We start from the raw sequence: 19,836 nt of genomic DNA, 5'->3' as shown, positions 1-19,836 counted from the left end.
GCGATGGTTTGACAAAGAAAATTTCGCGAGAATTTCCGCCAACCCCTTCTTTTGTCTGAGTAAACTTGTGTTTCGTCGCGACGCCTAGGCCGGATTGTGCTTTTGCAGGAAGCTCAAGGCCGCCTCCATCATCGCCACGCGCGCCGTGCCGCGCGTCTCCCAGTGGTCCTGCCCCTTGTAGGTGATGAACTCGACCGGCTTGCCGGCGGCCTTCAGGGCCTTGTCCATGCGCTTGCTCTGATCGATCGGCACGATCGTGTCGTCGCTGCCGTGCATGAGCAGGATGGGGCAGTAGGCCTTGGCGGCTTGTTTCACGGGCGATATCCCGTCGCTTTCGCGGCCCGTGCCCATAAGCTGCTTCCAGTAGAGGACGGAGGTCTGGCTGTCGCCGGTCTGCATGTCGACATATTCGATGAAGCTTCTGGGATCGGTCACGCCGGCCACCGAGACGGCGCAACGATAGACGCCTGGATCGAGCGTCGCGCCGGCCAGGGCGGCATAACCGCCGTAGGAGGCGCCCATGATGGCGACGCGCTTGGGATCGACAATGCCCTTGGCCGCCAGGTAGCGGACGCCATCGGAAATATCGGTCTGCATCTTTCGGCCGAATTCACCGTAACCCGCGATCGCGAAGTCGCTGCCATAGCCGCTGGAGCCGCGGAAGTTGGGCTGAAGCACGGCGTAGCCGTGGGCCGCCAGGACCTGGGACTGCCAGTCGAAGTTGATGCGGTCGCGCGCGTGCGGCCCGCCGTGCGGCAGGGCGACCAGCGGCAGGTTTTTGCCCTCCTTGAAGGGCGGCAGGGTGAGATAGCCATGGATTTCCAGGCCGTCGGCGGCCTTATAGACTATGGCCTGCTTTTCCGTGATCCATTCCTGCGGAAGATCGGGGTAGTTGACCGCTACCGAAATGACATCGCCGTTGGTGAAGTCGCAGAAGAAGTAGCTGCCGGCATCGCGGGCGTCTTCGGTGTAGACGATCATCTTGCGCGGATCTTCGGCGTAGCTCGCGATGCGGGTCCGCGCACCCTGGCCCAGGACCTGGGGGAGGGCGTCGTAGAGCTTCTTCATGAGAGGATCGGACCACTCTTCGGTGAACCAGTCGTCGTTCCGGCTGAAGCCGGCCAGCCGCCAGGTTGTCGGGTGGAACAGGGCCGAGCGCGGCTTTCCGGCGCCCTCAGGATCAAGTGGCTCGCTCAAGGTTCCGTCAGCCGAAATTTCCCGGAAGCCGATCTGGTCGTCGTCTCCGCCGGTATAGACGCGAATAACCACTGAATTGCCGTCGCGGCCCAGGCCCAGCAGATCGGGGTAGTTGAGCGCCTCGCCCTTCTGGATGTAGACGCGCTTGAAATCGACCTTGCCCTTTTGCAGCGCCGTGTTGAAGTAGAGGTCCCACTGCTTGCGGTCATCATCGAAATCGGCGTAGGCGACGGGCCGGCCGTCGGGGGCCACGACGAATTCCTTGGTCGCGTTATTGCCCAGGACCAGCCGTTTGCCGACTTCGCTGTCGAAGCCGAAACTGAACAGGTTGAATTCATAGCCGTCGGCCATGTGGCGGTTCGCGGCGGTCACACGATATTCGCCGTCGACCTTGATGCGTTGCATGTGGCCGAAGACGATGCCGTAATACTTGTCTTCGCGCGCGAAGAAGGTGCGGACCTTCATCGTGTTCAGGTCGATGCTGCGCCCAAGGTAGAATTCGTGGCGGCCGCCGGCGAACATCGGCAGGCTGATGGTCGCCGAAGTGGTCAGGACGACATGGGTATTGCTGCCCCACATCAGGTCGCGGACCTTGGCCTGGCCGAGGCCTATTGTCTTTACCTTCTGGTCGGCGACATCGAAAAAGAGGAGATAGTTGGTGTCGTCCTTCTGGGTCACCACGGCGACGCGCTTGCCGTCCGGTGACAGGGCGATCTGGTCGACCATGGGCGTCTGGGCGTAGGTGGCGACCGCGGGCCGGGGTTCTGTCGGTGCCGATGGCTTGGCGGCGGCATCGGTGCTTTGCGCCCACGCCAGTTCAGGGATGGTCGCGGCCGCCGTCAGGCCGGCGGATACACCGAGCACGCCACGGCGGCTCAAAAATTCTGACATGTGGAAATCTCCCCCCAATATCCGTTCAGGGTAGCGTGGAGCGCGCAAATCCGCAAGATTCGCTTAACCGAACTGATTGCGGAACCACGTCATCTGCCGCTTGGCGTAGTTGCGGGTCTTTTGCCGTGCCAGTTCGAGTGCGGCCTCGAGGCTTATCCGGCCTTCCAGGTGGGCGGCGAATTCGCTTAAGCCAAGCACGCGCATGATCGGCCAGTCGGGACGCAGGCCGCGTTCCATCAGATCGCGGACCTCATCGAGCGCGCCCTGGTCGAGCATCTCCTGGAGCCGTTTATCGCATCGCGCGTAGAGGGCCTCGCGATCGGGTCTCAGAATTTCCAGTTCGTAGGAAGTGTCCGGTAGGGCAGGCGTCGTCCGGTCCTGCCAGTCGCTCAAGGCGATGCCGGTTTGCAGCCACACCTCCCAGGCGCGCGTCAGGCGCTGGCGGTCATTGGCCAGGATTCGCGTTTCGGAACGCGGGTCTGCATGCTTCAACTTTTCGCGAAGTGTCGCTTCACCCAGGGTGTCGTAGTCGCCGCGCGCGCGTTCCCGGACAGGATCGTCGATTTCCGGGATTTCGGCCAGGCCGCGCACCAGGCTGTTGAAATAGAGACCGGTGCCGCCGGTGACGCAGACCGGCCGGCCGCCGTCACGCGCCGTGTCGAGGAAAGGCATGACAGCGCGCAGCCATTCGCCGGCCGACCACAGGGCGTCCGGCGGCAGGTGACCGTAAAGCACATGCTCGGCCTTCGCCATATCGGCGGCGTCCGGCCGCGCGGTCAGGACCGGCACGTCCGCATAGAGCTGCATGGAATCGGCGTTAAGGATGAGGCCGCCGGTACGCGCCGCCCAGTCGAGCGCCTTGGCGGACTTGCCCGATGCCGTCGGCCCGGCCAGCAGATAGATCGGTGCGGACACGGCGGATTAGCCCTTTCAAGCGCGTCTTAAAGCGCCTATGTGACGGGCGAATTTACCAGCGTCAAGAAAGTCCAGGATGCTCGACCGCGATACTGTGCTCAAAGAACTGAACCGCGTCACCGATCCGGCCACCGGCCTGGGGCTGAGCGATGCGGGCATGGTGCGTGGACTGGTGGTCAGCGAAGATCGTGCCGGTTTCATGCTGGAGGTACCGCGGGAACTGGTCGCGCGTTATCAGCCGGTCCAGCAGGCGGCGGAAAAGATTCTCTCGGGCCTGCCGGGCATTAGCAAGGCCCAGGTCGCCCTGACCGCCGAAGCGCCCGGCACGCCGCCGCGCGCCAGGCTGTCCGATCGCGCGGTCAATGACGGCAAGCCCAAGGCGCCGGTGGCGTCGGCGCGTCCCGACCATGTACGTCAGGTCATCGTTGTGGGATCCGGCAAGGGCGGGGTCGGCAAGTCAACTGTCTCCCTGAGCCTGGCGCTGGGTCTCGCCGCCAATGGTCTGAGCGTCGGTTTTCTCGATGCCGATATCTATGGTCCGTCGGCGCCGACGCTTCTGGGCTTACGCCGGCCGCCGGAATTCGGCGACGACAAGAAGATGGTGCCGTTCGAAGTCTTCGGTATCAAGGCCAATTCGGTCGGCTTCCTGGTCGATGCCGACCAGGCCATGATCTGGCGCGGTCCCATGGCGTCGCAGGCCCTGACCCAGCTCCTGACCCAGACGCGCTGGGGCACCGAAGACGCACCACTGGACGTGCTGATCGTCGACCTGCCGCCCGGTACCGGCGACGTCCAGCTTACCCTGACGCAGAAGACGGTGATCGATGGCGCGGTGGTGGTGTCGACGCCTCAGGAAATGGCCTTGTCGGACGCGCGCCGCGCCATCACGCTGTTCGAGAAGACCGGAATCAAAGTGCTCGGTGTCGTCGAGAACATGGCCTATCTGAAAGGCCCGGACGGCTCGGAAATGGAAATCTTCGGCCGTGGCGGCGCGAAAGCGATGGCGAAACAGGCAGGCGTGGCCTTCCTCGGCGAAGTGCCGCTCGATCCGGCCTTGCGCCGTGGCTGCGACGAAGGACAGCCACTTGTCGCGACCGACCCCGAAGGCGAACTGGCGGCCCGGTTCCGCGCCATGGCCAAGGCCATTCAGGGCATATTCGCGGCTTAAGCGAACTTCGTTATTTACGAATGCAATCGAATACGCGTAATATAGAGGTGTTTCAATACCGCTTATTTCCGCCATTTCAATAAAGCCTGGGGAGGCTATCACATGCGTTCGTCCTCGCGCGCCGCTGTCGGCCTGATCGTTTTATCGCTTTTCGCCGGTCATGCCGGCGCGGCATCTAAACCTACGGCCAAGCCGGCCACCAAACCCGCCGCCAAGCAGGTCGTGACCGGACCGGTTGCTACCTATTGGGTCGACACAAAGACCAATTCCGGCATGACGCTGGGAGGAGCCGGCGGCAAACCGTCCATGGGCTCAATCATGAACATGATGAAGGGCGGCGACAATGTTTCGCATTCCCTGAATCTGCGCCTGGGATCGACCAATGCCGCGCCGGCCGAAGCTGTCGGAACACACCTGCCGCCTGTCGGCCTGAACGGTGGCAAGCCCCTCCCGCTCTACTGGAAGGCGGCGAAAGCGGGGCCGGTCGAGACGCCGGAGCGCACGGCGCCCGACAGCTACGAGCCGCCCAAAGGCAAGATCCTGATCTTCTGGGGGTGCGGTGAACACGCGCCGAAAAACCAACCCGTCGTGCTCGATCTGTCGAAACTGGCCGATCCGGCGGCGCGCGTCGAAATGCTGAAGCAGATGGTGCCGGCCGGCAGCCTGACGCTCGACAATGTCGTAGGGCCGCTGCCGTCTACCGCCAAAGGCTATACCGAGTGGCCCAATGTCAAGAACACCAGGGTGTTTGAAGGCGACGATTCGCTGGCCGGCGCGCACACGATCAAGGCCGCCTTCAGCCCCGATATCAATTTCACTCTTGATCCGTCGCAGGACTTCCTGCCGGCGATCAATATCACCGGCAATGACAAGACCACGTCGGGCGCGGTGCCGCTGAGCTGGGCCGCCATGCCGCGTTCGAAGGGCTTTATTGTCACGGCCGTCGGCGGCGGCCAGGACAATACGGTGGTGATGTGGACCTCGGCCGAGATGCAGACGCCGTTCATGGGCCTGTCGCCGGAATATCTGACGGCCAACGATGTTGAGCGCCTGCAGGCCAAGAAGGCATTGCTGCCGGGAACGGCTACGGGCTGCACCGTGCCGGCCGAGGTCGGCAACGCTGCCCAGGCCCTGATGTACGGGGTAACCGCCTATGGCGGCGACACGGTTATGTCGTATCCGCCGCGGCCTGAGGATGTGAACACGCCCTGGAACATCCAGTGGCAGACCAAGGTACGCTATCGGTCGACGACGGGCGGACTGCTGGGGCAGGATCTCGGCATGGCGGCGGCGCAGGAAAACGGCAAGACCGGCGAAAAGTCGGATGGGAAGAAAAAGAAGAAGAGCGGGATGTTCGGCGAACTGGTCAAGCAGGGCCTGGGCGGCGGCTTGATTCCTTAACGTTTCTCCTCCCCATGGAAATGGGGAGGTGTCAGCGAGCGAAGCGAAGGTGACGGAGGGGGCGACTCTGACGGCAATACCCCTCCACCACTGCGCCTTCGCTTCGCTCAGTCTGGTGGTCCCCCTCCCCATCTTCGATGGGGCGGAGAAGCGGAGCGCTTATCCCTTCCTGTCGTACACCTTGAGCGTCCAGGCGTAATCGTCGCCTTCGGCTTTTTCAAACGCTTCCTCCGACGACAGCGTCCATTGGCTGTCGTCTATCGCCGGGAAGAAGGTGTCGCCGTCGACGGTCGCGTGGACCTGGGTCAGGTAGATGCGGCCGGCCTTGGGCAGCAGCTGTTCAAAAACATTGGCGCCGCCGATGATGCAGATCTCATCGGCGCCATCATCGACCGCGTGCTCGCGTGCGATATCAAGCGCTTCGAACAGGGTGTTGCAGACAATGCCGCCTTCGGCCTCAAACTTGAGGTCGCGGCTGAGCACCAGGTTCAGGCGACCGGGCAGGGGCTTGCGCGGCAGCGAGTCCCAAGTGTTCGAACCCATGATGATGGGCTTGAACTGGGTGATTTCCTTGAACTTCTTCAGGTCCGAGCGGATATGCCACGGCAGCCCGCCGTCTTTCCCGATGACCCGGTTTTCGCTCATGGCGACGACCAGCGCCAGCCTGATCCGTTGGCCGGCGAGGCTCATACGGCCACCGGCGCCTTGAGCGCGCCGTGCGATTGGTAATTCTCGATGGCGAGATCGGCATAGTCGAAGCCGAAAAGATCGGTTTTGGGCGCCAGCTTCAGCGCCGGAAACGCCATCGGCGTGCGCGTCAGCTGCGTCGTCGCCTGCTCGACATGGTTCAGATACAGGTGAACGTCACCGAAGCTGTGCACGAAGTCGCCGACCTCAAGACCGGCGGCCTGTGCGACCATGTGGGTCAGAAGCGCATAGGAGGCGATATTGAACGGCACGCCCAGGAAGATATCCGCCGAACGCTGATAGAGCTGGCACGACAGCTTGCCATCGGCGACAAAAAACTGGAACAGGCAGTGGCACGGCGGGAGGGCCATGTCGTCGACCTCGGCCGGGTTCCAGGCCGAAATGACGTGGCGGCGCGAATAGGGATTGGCCTTCAGGTTGCGCACCAGATTGGCCATCTGGTCGATGATCCGGCCATCGGGCGCGGCCCACGACCGCCATTGCTTGCCGTAGACGGGGCCCAGGTCGCCATTCTCATCGGCCCATTCGTCCCAGATGGTGACGCCGTGGTCATGCAGGTATTTGACATTGGTGTCGCCGCGCAGGAACCACAAAAGCTCGACCGCGATCGACTTGAAATGGACCTTCTTGGTCGTCAGCAGGGGAAAACCCTGGCTGAGATCGAAGCGGATCTGCCGCCCGAACAGCCCCATCGTCCCCGTGCCGGTGCGGTCTTCGCGCCGGACGCCGTTGTCCATGATGTCGCGCAACAGGTTGAGGTACTGATATTCGGGGTGATCAAACATGGTTCCGCCTCACAAAATACCCCTCCGTCATTCCGCTTTACGGAATGCCACCTCTCATCTCCGATAGGGAGGAGAGGAGGTTTACTCCTCCCCACATGGTGGGGAGGGGGACCGCGAAGCGGTGGAGGGGTATCCGTTTTTAGCCTAAAGAGGACCGGCTTTGTACGATTCTTTTCGGTGAATTCAACATGACCCTGCCCGTCTATCACGACCGCGACTGTGACCTGTCGATCATCCGTAACCGGAAGGTGCTGGTCATAGGTTACGGTTCTCAGGGCCGGACCCAGGCATTGAACGCCCGCGATTCCGGCGTGACGCAAATCAAGGTGGCGCTGAAACCCGCGTCAACCACACGCGCCAGGGCCGAAGCCGATGGTTTCGACGTTGTGACCGTAGCCGATGGCGTGACATGGGCCGATGTCCTGGTCGTCCTGACCTCTGACGAGGCGCATCAATCGCTGTTCCGCGACGAGATCGCACCAAACCTGCGCGCCGGTCAGGCGTTGATCTTCGCCCACGGCCTGTCGGTCAATTTCGGCCTGGTCACGCCGCCGGCCGATGTCGACGTGCTGCTGGTCTCGCCCAAGGGCATCGGCCCGCGCATCCGCGACATCTATGTGGCGGGCGAGGGGGTCTTCTGCCTGTTCGCCGTCCAGCAGGACGCGACCGGCCACGCCAAGACCTTGGGCCTGTCGTTCGCGGCGGCGTTGGGCTGCGGCCGCAAGTGCATACTGGAAACGACCATGAAGGCCGAATGCGAGAGCGATCTGTTCGGCGAACAGGTGGTGCTCTGCGGCGGTACGCGCGAACTGGTGACGAACGGCTTCCAGACCCTGGTCGATGCCGGCTATCCGCCCGAAGTGGCGTGGTTCGAGACCTGCTATGAGCTGAAGCTGGTCGTAGATCTGCTCTGGGAACTGGGCATGTCTGGCGGTTTCGCCAAGATTTCCAATACGGCGGAATACGGCGCCTACCTCACCGGCCCGAGGGTCATCAATGATGCGTCCAAAGCCGCCATGCAGGAGGTGTTGAAGGACGTGCAGTCCGGGGATTTCGTCCGCCGCCTGATGGCTGACTATGATGCCGGCAGCCCGGACCTTCTCGCGCGGCGGGAGGCCCTGAAGAACAATTTGCTCGATCGGACCAAGGACTATCTGGACGGCATTTCGGATGCCGGGGTCAAAAAGACCTAGGCCCTGTCCCTTGCTCAACGGAGCATAGGACAGAGCCTATTGCATAATTACTGATTATATTTCTCGTCGAACTTCTCTTCGCTCATGAAGGCATAGATAAGGAATTCGATGAAGGCGATAAAGGCGGGGACGAGGGTCCAGAAGAACAGCAGATAGACCACACCCCAGACGATCCGTCCCAGATAGAACTTGTGCACACCAAAGCCACCCAGGAAAAAGGCCAGCAGCATGGCCGTGACCTTGGACTTCTGGCTGCCGGACCCGGCCTTCTTCATGACGATGATGTGCCTTGCCGACTTTTCATCGATCTCGAAATCGACAAGCTGACCTTCGCGCGGCGGCTTGTTCTCGGACTTCCAGTCGAGCATCACGAAGTTGTAGCGATTGCCGTCATGACCGCTGATCAGGCCGGTATTTGTTTCAGGTTGAAAACTAAGGACAGTCCCCTGCATGTCGCTCCCCAATAAAGATATGCAACTAAGGCCTGTACACAAATGCGAACGCATTGGCAACAGTTGCGGCCTGCCTTTACCAGGACAGGTCGCCGGCGCCAGCCAGTATCGCTTCAACCTCATCGGTATGCTTGCGCACGCCGCCGTCGTGCAGAATCAGCGGAGGCAGGAGACGCAAGGGCGCCCGGCCCAGTCGTTTGGCGCGGACGATGACACGCTTGGCGTCCTTGCCGGCAAATGGCTGGATCGGACGGACCATGAAGGAGCCGGCCTTGTCCGATAGGCCGCTCAGAATGTCGCTCAGGCGATCGGCGCGATGGATAAAGACGATGTCGCCGCCGTCTTTCACAGCCGCCAGGGCGAAGTCGAGCCAGGCACCAAGCCCGTCATCGGCGATCCATGCCGGGCGCTTGGCTTCGTGCGGCGGGCGCAGTGTATCGGGATCATCGAAATAGGGCGGGTTGGAAAAGACGAGATCAAAACGGGGGTGCGAAGAGGCTTTGTCATCTACAGCTTGGCCCCGCCCGCTGCCTGACGGCGGTCCCCCCTCCCCGTGTTGCCTGCCGGCGAGGCCGGGGAGGGCGAAGGTGGCTTTATATCCCTTACCAATGTCGCTCTCGATGATCGCGATATTGTGCATCGCATTCAAAAGCACGTTACGGCGGGCAAGGTCGGCATAGACCGGCTCGCGCTCGATGCCGGTCAGGTCGAGGTCCGGACAGCGGGCTTTCAGCGACAATAGTGCCCCTCCTGCACCGCAGCCCAGTTCCAGTGCGGCCAAGGGTTTCCGCCGTCTACTGATCGCGCCCGCGCATGCTGCTGCCAGAAGCGCGCCGTCCATGCCGATACGATAGCCCCTGGCCGGCTGCATCACTTTGACGCGCTGCCCCAGCAGGTGCGTAAAAGCCTCAGATGTGTCAGACTGTAACGCGTCGTCGCGGCTTTCGGTTGTCATACGCTCATCGATGACTAAATGTTTGCCCTAAGGCTTAGGCGCGCACCTGTACCACGTCTGGTGACGAATAAAAGCCACGGGGCATGGACTATACCGCTAAGGCGGTTTATGGCCTTGCCATATGTCAGGAGTTAACGCTTTGGATTCGGCCAATATCGACGCGGTACGCAGCACGACGCGGGAGGTGTCCGCCCCGAAGGCCGATGTGCGCGCCCTTGTCAGCCTGACCGACCCGGACATGGCCGGCGTCAACGCGCTGATCACCGAGCGCATGCAGTCCGACGTGCCGACCATCCCGGCCCTGGCCGATCACCTGATCGCCGCCGGCGGCAAGCGCCTGCGCCCGCTCTTGTGCGTGGCCGCCGCGCGCCTGTGCGGCACCGATAATACCCATCACCACAAGCTGTCGGCGGCCGTCGAATTCATCCATACCGCCACCCTGCTGCACGACGATGTCGTCGACTCATCGTCCCTGCGCCGTGGCAAGGTCGCGGCCCACCTGATCTGGGGCGCGCCATCCTCCGTCCTGGTTGGTGACTTCCTGTTCGCCCGCGCCTTTGAGCTGATGGTCGAAACGGGTTCCCTGCGTGCTCTCGACATCCTGTCCAAGGCCTCGGCCGTCATCACCCAGGGCGAGGTGATGCAACTGATGAAGGCCTTCGATCTCAACCTGTCGCAGGACGACTATATCGAGATCATCTCGGCCAAGACCGCCGCCCTGTTTTCGGCCGCATCACAGGCTGGCGCGGTTGCCGCCAATGCGCCTGAGGCCAGGGTGCAGGCGCTTTACGATTACGGCCTCAATCTCGGCCTGGCCTTCCAGATCCAGGACGACGTTCTGGATTATCAGGGCGCGGCCGCGGATCTCGGCAAGAACGCCGGTGACGACTTTGCCGAAGGCAAGTCGACCTTGCCGCTATTGCTGGCCATGGAAGCCACCCGCGCCACCGAAGCGCCGTTCTGGGAGCGGACGATCGGCAAGCGCCAGCAGGCGGACGGCGACTTCCAGCACGCTCAGGCCCTGATGCGCACCTCGGGCGCGCTCGATGGCGCCCGCGCCGTCGCTGAAACCTATGCCGACAAGGCGCGCGCGGCATTGTCGGTCTTCGAGCCCGGCCCGTGGCGTGACGCCCTGGAAAGCCTGGCGCTCTACAGCGTCGAGCGCGAAAAGTAGGCGTGCGGGCCGAAGCTGCCGTCCTGCCCCCGCAGCCGCAACCTTCCGCGGGCCGCAGCGAGGAGGCCCGTTTCTTCGAGCTCGATATCCTGCGCGGCCTGGCGGCGATCCTGGTCGTCGTCTTTCATTACAAGCACTTCCTGCTCAGCGACACCGAGGTCTTCGACTACGCCCACCTGCCGTTCGGCGTGCTGCTGACGCCGGTCTATGTCTACGGCCAGTATTTCGTCGAACTGTTCTTCGCCATATCGGGCTATGTCTTCTTCTGGCTCTATGGCGATGCCGTCGCCGATCGCCGCCTAAGCGCACGCAGCTTCTTCACGGCGCGGTTCGCCAGACTCTATCCGCTATACTTGGCTATGCTGGTCGCGGCGGTTGTCCTTCAAACCCTGCATGCCCGGCTTTACGGCGCGCCTTTTATCTACAAGCATAATACGGCTGGGGACTTCGTCCTCAGCCTGTTCATGGTCCAGCAGTGGCTGCCGGGCGCCGAGCAGACCTGGAACGGGCCGTCCTGGTCGCTCTCGGTCGAGCTGTTTCTTTACCTTGCCTTCTTCGCGGTCGTTTTCTGGCGCGGCAACCGGCCGATAGTTCTGGCGGCTATCGTTGTCGTCGGGCTGATTTTCAAGCACATACAGGCCGAGCCGGTCAGCGACTTTTCACGCGGCGTGCCGAGCTTCTTCCTCGGCGGGCTGGTCTTCCACGCCGTGCGCTATCTCAATCACGAAGCGCAGGCTGTCTGGCGCCAACGGCTGGACACCACGCTGAAATGGCTGGTGCCTGTACTGTGGCTTCTGACCTATGTCCGCGCCCAGCCGCTGATCTGGAAGCCGCTAACAAAGACGCTTGGCCTTTATCCCATTCCGGCCTTCGACACCCTGACGATCGAAGGCTTCGTCTATGGCCTGATGCCGCTGACCCTGCTGGCGCTGGGCTTGCGGCGCGAGAACTGGCGTCATCCGCTACTCTCGCTGGAACGCCTGCGCAGCGTGGCCTGGATCGGCGACATCTCCTATTCGATCTACCTGATCCATTTTCCGCTGCAGGTCGCGGTCATGCTGGTCATGGGACAATTCGCCTGGGCCGACCGCGTGGCGATCTTTGCCTCGCCCCTGACCTTCATCGCATTTCTTGCCGCCGCCGTCGGGCTGGCCCGCCTGAGCTTCGTTTATTTCGAAATGCCGGCGCGCGAATGGCTGAGGCGCAAGCTGCGCCCGGCTCAGAAGGTGATGTAGCCGGAATAGCGCGCCATCAGCGCGGCGAAGATCGGGATCAGCACGAACAGATGCAACTGCGCGCGCAGCCAGCGGCGGACCTTGGCGATATCGCCGGACGATGGCAGATAGCCTTCATCACCGGCCAGGGCTTTGCGCCAGCGTTGAAAGGCCAGGGTCGGCGGAACGGTACACACGCCTACCAGGACAAATGTCGCCATCTTCAGCCAGAAGAACAGGTTGTGCAGGTAGTATTCGGCGCCCTTCAGGCCCCATATCACGCGGCAGATGCCGACGATTATGGTGAGCCCGGCCACGGCGCCATAGATGCCGTCAACGCGGATCAGGGTCTTCATTGTGGCGGCGGGGATACCGTCGCGCACCCAGATCATTTCGGCGACCAGCAGGCCGAGCAGGGCGAAGATCAGGATATGGTGGGCAATCGCAAGCAGGGTGTCGAGCATGGAAATATCCGTATCGCTTTGCGCGGCCGGACGCGCCGCGGGAACTCGCCTCACTGATGTAGCACAGCTTTCCTCGCTCGCAACCGGCTGGTAAAGCTGTGCGAAGAGTCGCGAACGGAGACAGTGCAATGGCGGATACGGGCGTTTTTGTTGGGCAAGCCGAAAGCGGCGACAAGCTGCCGCAGGTCCTTTTGTACAGCCGCGCCAACCGGCACGGCCTGGTGGCCGGCGCCACCGGCACCGGCAAGACGGTGACGCTCCAGGTCATCGCCCAGGAATTCTCCGACGCCGGCGTGCCGGTCTTTGCCGCCGACATCAAGGGCGATCTATCGGGTGTCGCGCTGCCCGGCGCGCCCAATGAAAAGCTTCTGGCGCGGGCAGAGGCCATGCAACTGGACCTGAAACCCGCCGCCGCGCCGGTCATCTTCTGGGACCTGTTCGGTAAGAAGGGTCACCCGATCCGCTCAACGATTTCCGAGATGGGGCCCTTGCTGCTGGCGCGGCTGCTGGAGCTGAACGACACCCAGGAAGGCGTTTTAAACATCGTCTTCCACGTCGCCGACAAGCAGGGCCTGATGCTGCTCGACATCGCCGACCTGCGCGCCATGCTCAATCACGTGTCGGAAAACGCCAAGGCGATCAGCGCCGAATACGGTCAGGTCGCGCCGGCCTCGATCGCCACCATCCAGCGCGCCCTGCTGCAACTGGAAACGCAAGGCGCCGACGGCTTCTTCGGCGAGCCGGCGCTGAAGCTGAGCGACCTGATGCGGACGACGCCTGACGGACGCGGTTACATCAATGTGCTGGCGGCCAATCAGCTGATCGAAAGCCCGCGCCTCTATTCGACCTTCCTGCTGTGGCTGATGTCGGAACTGTTCGAGGAACTGCCCGAGGTCGGCGATCCTGAAAAGCCCAGGCTGGTCTTCTTCTTCGACGAGGCGCACCTGCTGTTTCGCGAAGCGTCGCCGGCCCTGCTGCAGAAAATCGAGCAGGTCGTGCGCCTGATCCGCTCCAAGGGCGTCGGCATCTATTTCGTGACGCAAAACCCGGCCGATATCCCCGACAGTGTCCTGGCACAGCTCGGCAACCGCGTGCAGCACGCGCTTCGCGCCTATACGCCTGCAGAACAGAAAGGCCTGAAGGCGGCGGCGCAGTCCTTCCGTCCTAACCCGGCCTTTGACACACAGACCGCTATTCAGGACCTGGGCGTCGGTGAGGCGTTGGTGTCGCTGCTTGATGAGAAGGGCCGTCCGACGATCACCGAAAAGACGTTGATCCGCCCGCCGGCGTCGCGTCTCGGGCCGGCAAACGACGCCGAGCGCGCACAGGTCATGGCGTCGTCCCCTGTAGGGGCTCTGTATGACACGGCGGTCGATCGTCATTCGGCCTATGAGGTGCTGACGCAGCGCACAGTGGTGACGGCGGCGCCGGAACCTGAGCCGGAACCTGAGGTCGAAGAGGATCGCGAAACCAAGGCCGAGGAGCGCGCGCGCCTGGCTGAAGAAAAGCGCCGTCAGCGCGAGACGGAACGCACGACCAAGCAGGTGACGTCGGTAGCGGTATCGGTGATCCGCTCGGTCGGCGTTGCGCTAGGGCGCGAGTTGATCCGGGGTATGTTCGGAACGGTCAAGCGCAGGCGGTAATCCCTTCTCCCCGTTTACGGGGAGAAGGTGGTCCGAGGGACCGGATGAGGGGCCGCAATATTTGTCGCGCGTTTTGCCGCGTCCAATTGCCCCTCACCCTAACCCTCTCCCCGCGAGCGGGGAGAGGGGACTACGTCAAACGCGACATCCCTCGGGCGGCGAGTCAGGCTTTCGCCGCCATCGACCGTGACGATCTGTCCTGTAATGCTTGGCGTCTCGATCAGGAAAACCGCCGCGCGTCCCAAATCCTCGATCGTGCAGGTCAGTCCCAAAGGTGTGTCCTGCGCCGCTGCCTGGAAATCGGCCTCGGTCTGGTCGCCGCTCGGCAGCACCAGTCCCGGCGACAGTCCAGCTACGCGTACCTTCGGCGCCAAGGCCATGGCCAGCGGCTGGGTCAGGGCCGCCAGACCCATCTTGCCGGCCGTATAGGAAAAGAAGTCGGGATTGGGATTGCCGACCTTCTGGTCGAGGATGTTGACAACCACCTGGCCGCCGGCCTCGGCCAGAGCTTTCGCCAGAAACACCGGCGCGGTCAGGTTCGAAGCCAGATGCCGCTGCCACAGGTCATCGGTCAGAGTCGCCAGGCTGTCAAACTTGAACAGCGAGGCGCAGTTGATCAGCACGTCGATCCGGCCGAAATGCGCCACAACCGCCGGGATCAGCCCATCGCGCTCAGACGGCACATCCAGATCGGCGGCAAAGGTCTCGACCTCGAAGCCCTTGGCCAGCAATTCGGCCCTGACCTCGGCGGCCTCAACGACCGAGCGGTGGTAGTGCAGGGCGATCGTATAGCCTTGCGCGGCTAGAAACCGGCACAGACCGGCGCCGACGCGCCGTCCGCCGCCTGTCACCAGCACGACCGTCACGCAGCCGTGCCCGGACGATAGCGCGCCATCTCGACGCCGGCGCTCTGGGTATCGGGGAAGATGTCCGGCTTGATGATGCGCGCCTTGCACGCCAGCACCAGCGGATTGGAAAAGGCCGCGTTCATCAAATCATCGAGCAGGGTTTCCAGCAGCTCGACGTGCGGCCGGTCCTGCCAGGCCACGACGGCGTTGCGCACCAGGTCGTAATCGATAAATTCGCCGGGTTTCAGCCGGCCATACTGCCAGACGCTGACCCAGAGACGATTCGGCCGTTCATATTCGAAGGCGTGCAGCCCGCAGCGGACATGGACCTCGATGGTCTCAAGCACAGCCGCGGTATAGTCGCCTTCCAACATCGGCTGATTAGTCGATGCGGCCGAAATCGACCAGATTGAAGATCGCGACGACGATCAGGAAGACGGACATGATACCAATGGCGACCATGGGAAAAACTCCGGAAGCAATAATGTCTTCCTGTTAGCCGCCTTGCGCGGGAGACGCAAGGACCCGCTTATAATTCTGCATTGCCGGCTTGCCATTATTGCTGCACCGCGACATGGTGCGGCTATGGAATCTTGGGGCATGACCGACACGAAATGGCAGGACTGGAAGCGTTGGGTTGAGCCCTATACGCGGCCCTTGTTCTTTACGCATTCGCGCCTGACGCGCGGCAAGACGCTGGGTGTGCGCGGTCTGGTGCTGGATGAGCGCGGACGCGTCCTGCTGATCGAGCACACCTATATCGAAGGCTGGTGGCTGCCGGGCGGCGGCGTCGACCGCGGCGAAACCACTCAGGCCGCCGTGGCGCGGGAACTGCGCGAAGAGGCGGGCATCAATCCGCTCGAGACGCCGAAGCTGCTGTCGGTCCATTCCAACGAACGCTTCTTCCCGGGTGACCATGTCCTGCTGTTCCGCGTCGACAAGTGGGAAACGGTAGAACGTACCTCGCACGGCGAAATCCGTGATGCGGCTTTCTTTGATATCGACAAGCTGCCAGAGAATATGAATGGCGGCAGTCTGCGCCGGATCAACGAAGCCCTGCGCGGCGCAGCCGTAGACCCGACCTGGTAGTTATTCTGCCGGCGGCAGGGGCCGGGCGGCGACCGAACGCAGATAGCCGGTAACGCGTGTAAAAGCAGGACGGAAAACCGGCTTGCGGCTGTCGAACGCCTTGATCAGGTCGCGCGCCCAGACACGCGACGGCTTTTCGAAATAGTAGTGCGCCAGTGCCGCGATGCCGAGCGAAACCACGACAGAAATGGCCACCCATGCCATTTTCGGAATGCCCGCGCCCACGCCCCAGACCGGGAAGGACTTGAAGATCACCTTCTGGATCAGGTCATGGACCAGATAGAGCGCGAACGACACGACGCCCAGCCAGTGCAGGACGGGCGTTCCCAGCGCGCGGGCGACGCGGCCCTGGTCGTGGCTAAGCGCCATGATCAGGACGGTGAAGACGCCGATCAGCCACAGGTCGGTCTGCTTGAGGGCCAGCAGGAAGAGGGCCAGCACGACCATGATGCCGGCCGCGCGCGCCGGGATCAGGTGTTTGAAGCGGAAAGCGACGAGGCCGATATAGAAGGAGGCGAGGCAGCGCAGCGTCGTGCCCGGCGCGTAGGAGTGGACGACGTCCAGCTTGCCGATGGCGCGGTGCGAATGCGTCAGCCAGTAGGGGCCAAACGCGATCCATACCAGGACGGCAAAGGCAGCGGCGACGCCCAGGAAGGCATAGCGGCGCGGCGTGCTCAAGGCCAGCCAGACCCCGGCCGGGAACAGTAGATAGGCGGCCCATTCGGTGCTGATCGACCACGACGGCGGCACGATGGCATAGGCCAGGCCCCAGACGTGGGTCATGGTCAGGTTGAAGGGCAGGGCGCGCAGGACATTGTCGTCAAAGCGATAGGTGTGGCTGAGGACGGTGGTGATGGCGACGGCGGTGATGGCGGTCACCAGCAGGTAGAGCGGATAGATTCGCGCCAGACGCAGCAGCAGGAACTTCTGGAAGGTCTTGAGTTCGAAACCGTTGCGGAACATGTGGCCATAGATCATGGCCATGACGAACCCGCTGAGGATAAAGAACAGGTCCACCGCCATGTAGCCGTGGCTGAAGAAGGGACGCACGGCTTCCGGAAAGCGCGCCAGCCCATTGGCGTGGAACAGCACGACGTACAGCGCGGCGATCCCGCGCAGGCCGGTCAGCGACTTGATCTCGGATCGGAAGGCGGCAGGCGCGGATGCGTCGGCGGACATGGAGACTCTGGGCTACTGGGATGCAGCCGCACCATGTAAGGAAATGCACGCGTAACGCAAGTGCGAGATCACGCCGCCGTGAACAGAAATTGTTACAGGTTGCGTAAAGGACACGACGTCTTGCATTTCGGTTGGCGCAGGATCATGTGTCTAAGGAATCGCTGCTGACACGTTTGGCGGCGGAAACTTGTAGAAAAACAAGAGCCCCCACCACCAACGCGCTAAAGCGCGTCGGTCCGCCTCCCCAGCCTCGCCGGCAGGCAAGCTACGCGACGGGGAGGAGTGATCGCGCTCTGTCTCTCCTCCCTTTGCCAAAGGCATGGGGAGGGGGACCGCACGACGCGCGGCACGCGCTAGATGCGGTGGTGGGGCCTCTTAGAGTCAAAGATATTGAGCGAAGAAATTACCATAGACATCCCCGAGCAGGGACCTGACCGGGAGTCCGACGCCCCCCTGATCGGCGCGGCGCTGATCCGGCGCGAAGCCTCGTTGGCGCCCGATGCGCCCGGCGTATACCGCATGCTGGGCGTCGATGGCGAGGTGCTCTATGTCGGCAAGGCCAAGAGCCTGAAGCGCCGCGTCCTGCAATACGCGCAAGGGCGCGTTCACTCCCAGCGCATCGGCCGCATGGTCATGCTGACGCGCGAAATGGTCCTGCTGCGCACCCAGACCGAGGGCGAAGCCCTGCTGCTGGAAGCGCGCCTGATCAAGGCGCTGCGCCCGCGCTACAACGTCCTGCTGCGCGACGACAAGTCGTTCGCCGAAATCCTGGTGCGCAAGGACCACGAGGCGCCGCAGATTTCCAAGCACCGCGGCAGCCACTCCATTCCCGGCGACTATTTCGGCCCGTTTGCTTCGACCGGGGCCGTCAATCGCACGCTCGACACCCTGCAAAAGGCCTTCCTGCTCAGGACTTGTACCGACTCGGTCTATGCCTCGCGCACCCGGCCCTGCATGCTGCACCAGATCAAGCGCTGCTCGGCGCCGTGCACCGGCGTGGTCAGCCTTGAGGAGTACGGCGGCTTGGTCAATCAGGCAGCGGACTTCCTGCGCGGTAAGAGCCGGGTGGTGATTGAACGCCTGACGCAGGAGATGATGATCGCTTCGGACGATATGGAGTTCGAAAAGGCCGGCCATCTGCGCGATCGTATCCGCTCGCTCAACCACGTCGTCATGTCGTCCTCGGTCGACCTGCAAGGCGAGGAGGCGGATGTCTTTGCCGTCCATTCCGAAGGCGGCGCGGCCTGCGTCCAGGTCGTCTTCTTCCGCGCCGGCCAGAACTGGGGCGATCGCGCCTATTTTCCGCGTGTCGATTCCGAGGATACCGAAGGCGAGATTCTCGACGCCTTCCTGGGCCAGTTCTACCAGGACCGCCAGATCCCCAAGCTGGTCCTCGTATCGCATGCCCTGACCGAGCCCGACCTCATGATGGAGGCCCTGGGCCTGCGCGCCGGCCGCAAGGTCGTGGTCACAAAGCCCCAGCGCGGCGACAAGGCTGATGTCGTCAACAACGCGCTCAACAATGCCCGTGCGGCTTTGGGCCGGCGCATGGCCGAACAGTCGGCGCAATCGCGCCTGCTGCAAGGCGTGGCCGAAGCGTTCGGCCTGGAGCGGCCGCCGATCCGCATCGAGGTCTACGACAACTCGCACCTTGGCGGCACGCACGCCGTCGGCGGCATGGTCGTGGCGGGCCCCGAAGGTTTCATGAAGGGGCAGTACCGCAAGTTCACCATCCGAGATCTCAATACCAAGCCGGGCGATGACTACGCCATGATGGCCGAGGTCTTTCGTCGCCGTTTCATGCGGCTGATCAAGGAAAAGGACTTGCCGGAAGGCGAGAAGGGCTTTGGCCGGCCGGACCTGGTGCTGGTCGACGGCGGGCAGGGGCAACTCGACGCCGTGCTTGCCATCATGACCGAACTGGGCGTGGCGGATATCCCGGTGGTCGGCGTCGCCAAGGGGCCGGACCGCGATGCCGGGCTGGAGCGCTTCTTCATTCCGGGACGGCTGCCCTTCATGCTGGAGCCGAAATCGCCGGTCCTGTACTATCTGCAACGCCTGCGCGACGAAGCCCACCGTTACGCCATCGGCGCCAACCGCCAGAAGCGCGACGCGGCCATTACCAAGAATCCGCTGGACGAAATCGAGGGCATCGGCCCGCGCAAGAAGCGCGCTTTGCTGGCGGCTTTCGGCTCCGGCAAGGAGGTGTCCAAGGCGCGTATCGAAGACTTGCGTCAGGTTGCCGGTATCAACGAGGCGCTGGCGCAGAAGATTTACGGTTTTTTCCATGGCGAGACGTGATTTAACCACGGACAGGCACGGATAGGCGCCTTCGGCGCGACACGGAAAGAAGACGGAATTCGAGCGATAGCGGCTAAGGTTGACCGCGTGGCGGCGATCTTGAAAGGAATCCACAGATGCACACAGATCGCTGCTTCGCAGCGCACAGATGATCCCAGCGTGTGGAAACTAAAGCGCACAAGCGGCCCTGAGTAAATGACGGCGCTTTGCGCCGTCGGGAGCTTCAATAATTGGAACTCGGGCTTTCGATCTGCGCGGA

The 19,836-nt window shown here is 62.8% G+C and carries 18 protein-coding genes; 8 read left to right on the top strand and 10 right to left on the bottom strand.

Going from position 1 to position 19,836, the window contains the following annotated elements; translation table 11 throughout:
• Positions 1–84 precede the first annotated feature (84 nt).
• A complete protein-coding gene (locus tag J2X24_RS17470; RefSeq protein WP_209724458.1) occupies positions 85–2,088 on the bottom strand; it encodes an alpha/beta hydrolase family protein in 2,004 nt (667 codons plus the stop codon).
• Between the two features lie 63 nt (positions 2,089–2,151).
• Complete coding sequence (gene miaA, locus J2X24_RS17465; protein WP_209724456.1) at positions 2,152–3,003, bottom strand: tRNA (adenosine(37)-N6)-dimethylallyltransferase MiaA; 852 nt, start codon at positions 3,001–3,003, stop codon at positions 2,152–2,154.
• Positions 3,004–3,079: 76 nt separating this feature from the next.
• Here miaA and J2X24_RS17460 point away from each other — a divergent pair, with 76 nt between their 5' ends.
• A complete protein-coding gene (locus tag J2X24_RS17460; RefSeq protein WP_209724454.1) occupies positions 3,080–4,171 on the top strand; it encodes an Mrp/NBP35 family ATP-binding protein in 1,092 nt (363 codons plus the stop codon).
• 102 nt (positions 4,172–4,273) lie between these two features.
• The gene (locus tag J2X24_RS17455) at positions 4,274–5,572 is read left to right on the top strand and encodes a hypothetical protein (protein WP_209724452.1); all 1,299 of its coding nucleotides are present in this window, start codon (positions 4,274–4,276) and stop codon (positions 5,570–5,572) included.
• 159 nt (positions 5,573–5,731) lie between these two features.
• Here the strand turns inward: J2X24_RS17455 and J2X24_RS17450 are convergent, their stop codons facing one another.
• Both J2X24_RS17450 and J2X24_RS17445 read right to left on the bottom strand, forming a co-directional pair.
• Positions 5,732–6,262, bottom strand: a complete 531-nt coding sequence (locus tag J2X24_RS17450) for a dihydrofolate reductase (protein WP_209724450.1) — start codon at positions 6,260–6,262, stop codon at positions 5,732–5,734.
• Entirely contained in the window at positions 6,259–7,065 is an 807-nt protein-coding gene (locus J2X24_RS17445) for a thymidylate synthase (protein WP_209724448.1), read from the bottom strand. Before J2X24_RS17445 ends, J2X24_RS17450 begins: the two co-directional genes overlap by 4 nt.
• A 188-nt stretch (positions 7,066–7,253) precedes the next feature.
• On the opposite strand from J2X24_RS17445, the gene ilvC reads away from it, so the two are divergent.
• Positions 7,254–8,258, top strand: a complete 1,005-nt coding sequence (ilvC, locus tag J2X24_RS17440; RefSeq protein ID WP_209724446.1) for a ketol-acid reductoisomerase — start codon at positions 7,254–7,256, stop codon at positions 8,256–8,258.
• A gap of 47 nt (positions 8,259–8,305) precedes the next feature.
• On the opposite strand, the gene J2X24_RS17435 is transcribed toward ilvC, so the two are convergent.
• Together J2X24_RS17435 and J2X24_RS17430 are read right to left on the bottom strand one after the other, a co-directional pair.
• Entirely contained in the window at positions 8,306–8,710 is a 405-nt protein-coding gene (locus J2X24_RS17435; protein ID WP_209724444.1) for a TM2 domain-containing protein, read from the bottom strand.
• A 76-nt stretch (positions 8,711–8,786) separates the two neighbouring features.
• Positions 8,787–9,665 (bottom strand): tRNA1(Val) (adenine(37)-N6)-methyltransferase, encoded by an 879-nt coding sequence (locus J2X24_RS17430; protein WP_245344835.1) that lies wholly within the window; start codon positions 9,663–9,665, stop codon positions 8,787–8,789.
• A gap of 139 nt (positions 9,666–9,804) precedes the next feature.
• Between J2X24_RS17430 and J2X24_RS17425 the strand changes: the two genes are divergently transcribed.
• Together J2X24_RS17425 and J2X24_RS17420 are read left to right on the top strand one after the other, a co-directional pair.
• A complete protein-coding gene (locus J2X24_RS17425; RefSeq protein ID WP_245344829.1) occupies positions 9,805–10,839 on the top strand; it encodes a polyprenyl synthetase family protein in 1,035 nt (344 codons plus the stop codon).
• A gap of 2 nt (positions 10,840–10,841) precedes the next feature.
• A complete protein-coding gene (locus J2X24_RS17420) occupies positions 10,842–12,074 on the top strand; it encodes an acyltransferase family protein (RefSeq protein WP_310004354.1) in 1,233 nt (410 codons plus the stop codon).
• On the opposite strand, the gene J2X24_RS17415 is transcribed toward J2X24_RS17420, so the two are convergent.
• A complete protein-coding gene (locus tag J2X24_RS17415; protein ID WP_209724440.1) occupies positions 12,059–12,517 on the bottom strand; it encodes a DUF2214 family protein in 459 nt (152 codons plus the stop codon). The two genes, J2X24_RS17420 and J2X24_RS17415, sit on opposite strands and share 16 nt — an antisense overlap.
• A 128-nt stretch (positions 12,518–12,645) precedes the next feature.
• Here J2X24_RS17415 and J2X24_RS17410 point away from each other — a divergent pair, with 128 nt between their 5' ends.
• Complete coding sequence (locus J2X24_RS17410) at positions 12,646–14,160, top strand: helicase HerA-like domain-containing protein (protein ID WP_209724438.1); 1,515 nt, start codon at positions 12,646–12,648, stop codon at positions 14,158–14,160.
• 98 nt (positions 14,161–14,258) lie between these two features.
• Here the strand turns inward: J2X24_RS17410 and J2X24_RS17405 are convergent, their stop codons facing one another.
• A complete protein-coding gene (locus tag J2X24_RS17405; protein WP_209724436.1) occupies positions 14,259–15,026 on the bottom strand; it encodes an SDR family NAD(P)-dependent oxidoreductase in 768 nt (255 codons plus the stop codon).
• Positions 15,023–15,382: a dihydroneopterin aldolase gene (locus J2X24_RS17400; RefSeq protein ID WP_209724434.1), complete on the bottom strand. Its 360-nt coding sequence runs from the start codon at positions 15,380–15,382 to the stop codon at positions 15,023–15,025. Before J2X24_RS17400 ends, J2X24_RS17405 begins: the two co-directional genes overlap by 4 nt.
• 226 nt (positions 15,383–15,608) lie before the next feature.
• Between J2X24_RS17400 and J2X24_RS17395 the strand changes: the two genes are divergently transcribed.
• On the top strand, positions 15,609–16,097 hold the full coding sequence (locus J2X24_RS17395; RefSeq protein WP_209724432.1) for an NUDIX domain-containing protein: 489 nt from the start codon (positions 15,609–15,611) through the stop codon (positions 16,095–16,097).
• Here the strand turns inward: J2X24_RS17395 and J2X24_RS17390 are convergent, their stop codons facing one another.
• On the bottom strand, positions 16,098–17,276 hold the full coding sequence (locus tag J2X24_RS17390; RefSeq protein WP_209724430.1) for an acyltransferase family protein: 1,179 nt from the start codon (positions 17,274–17,276) through the stop codon (positions 16,098–16,100).
• Between the two features lie 390 nt (positions 17,277–17,666).
• Between J2X24_RS17390 and uvrC the strand changes: the two genes are divergently transcribed.
• Entirely contained in the window at positions 17,667–19,577 is a 1,911-nt protein-coding gene (gene uvrC / locus J2X24_RS17385) for an excinuclease ABC subunit UvrC (protein WP_245344826.1), read from the top strand.
• Positions 19,578–19,836: the final 259 nt, after the last annotated feature.

Source organism: Asticcacaulis solisilvae, assembly GCF_017875235.1.
In the GTDB taxonomy this organism is placed as follows: Bacteria; Pseudomonadota; Alphaproteobacteria; order Caulobacterales; family Caulobacteraceae; genus Asticcacaulis; species Asticcacaulis solisilvae_A.
Note: the sequence above shows the minus strand (reverse complement) of the source record. Positions and strands in the feature narration are given on the sequence as shown.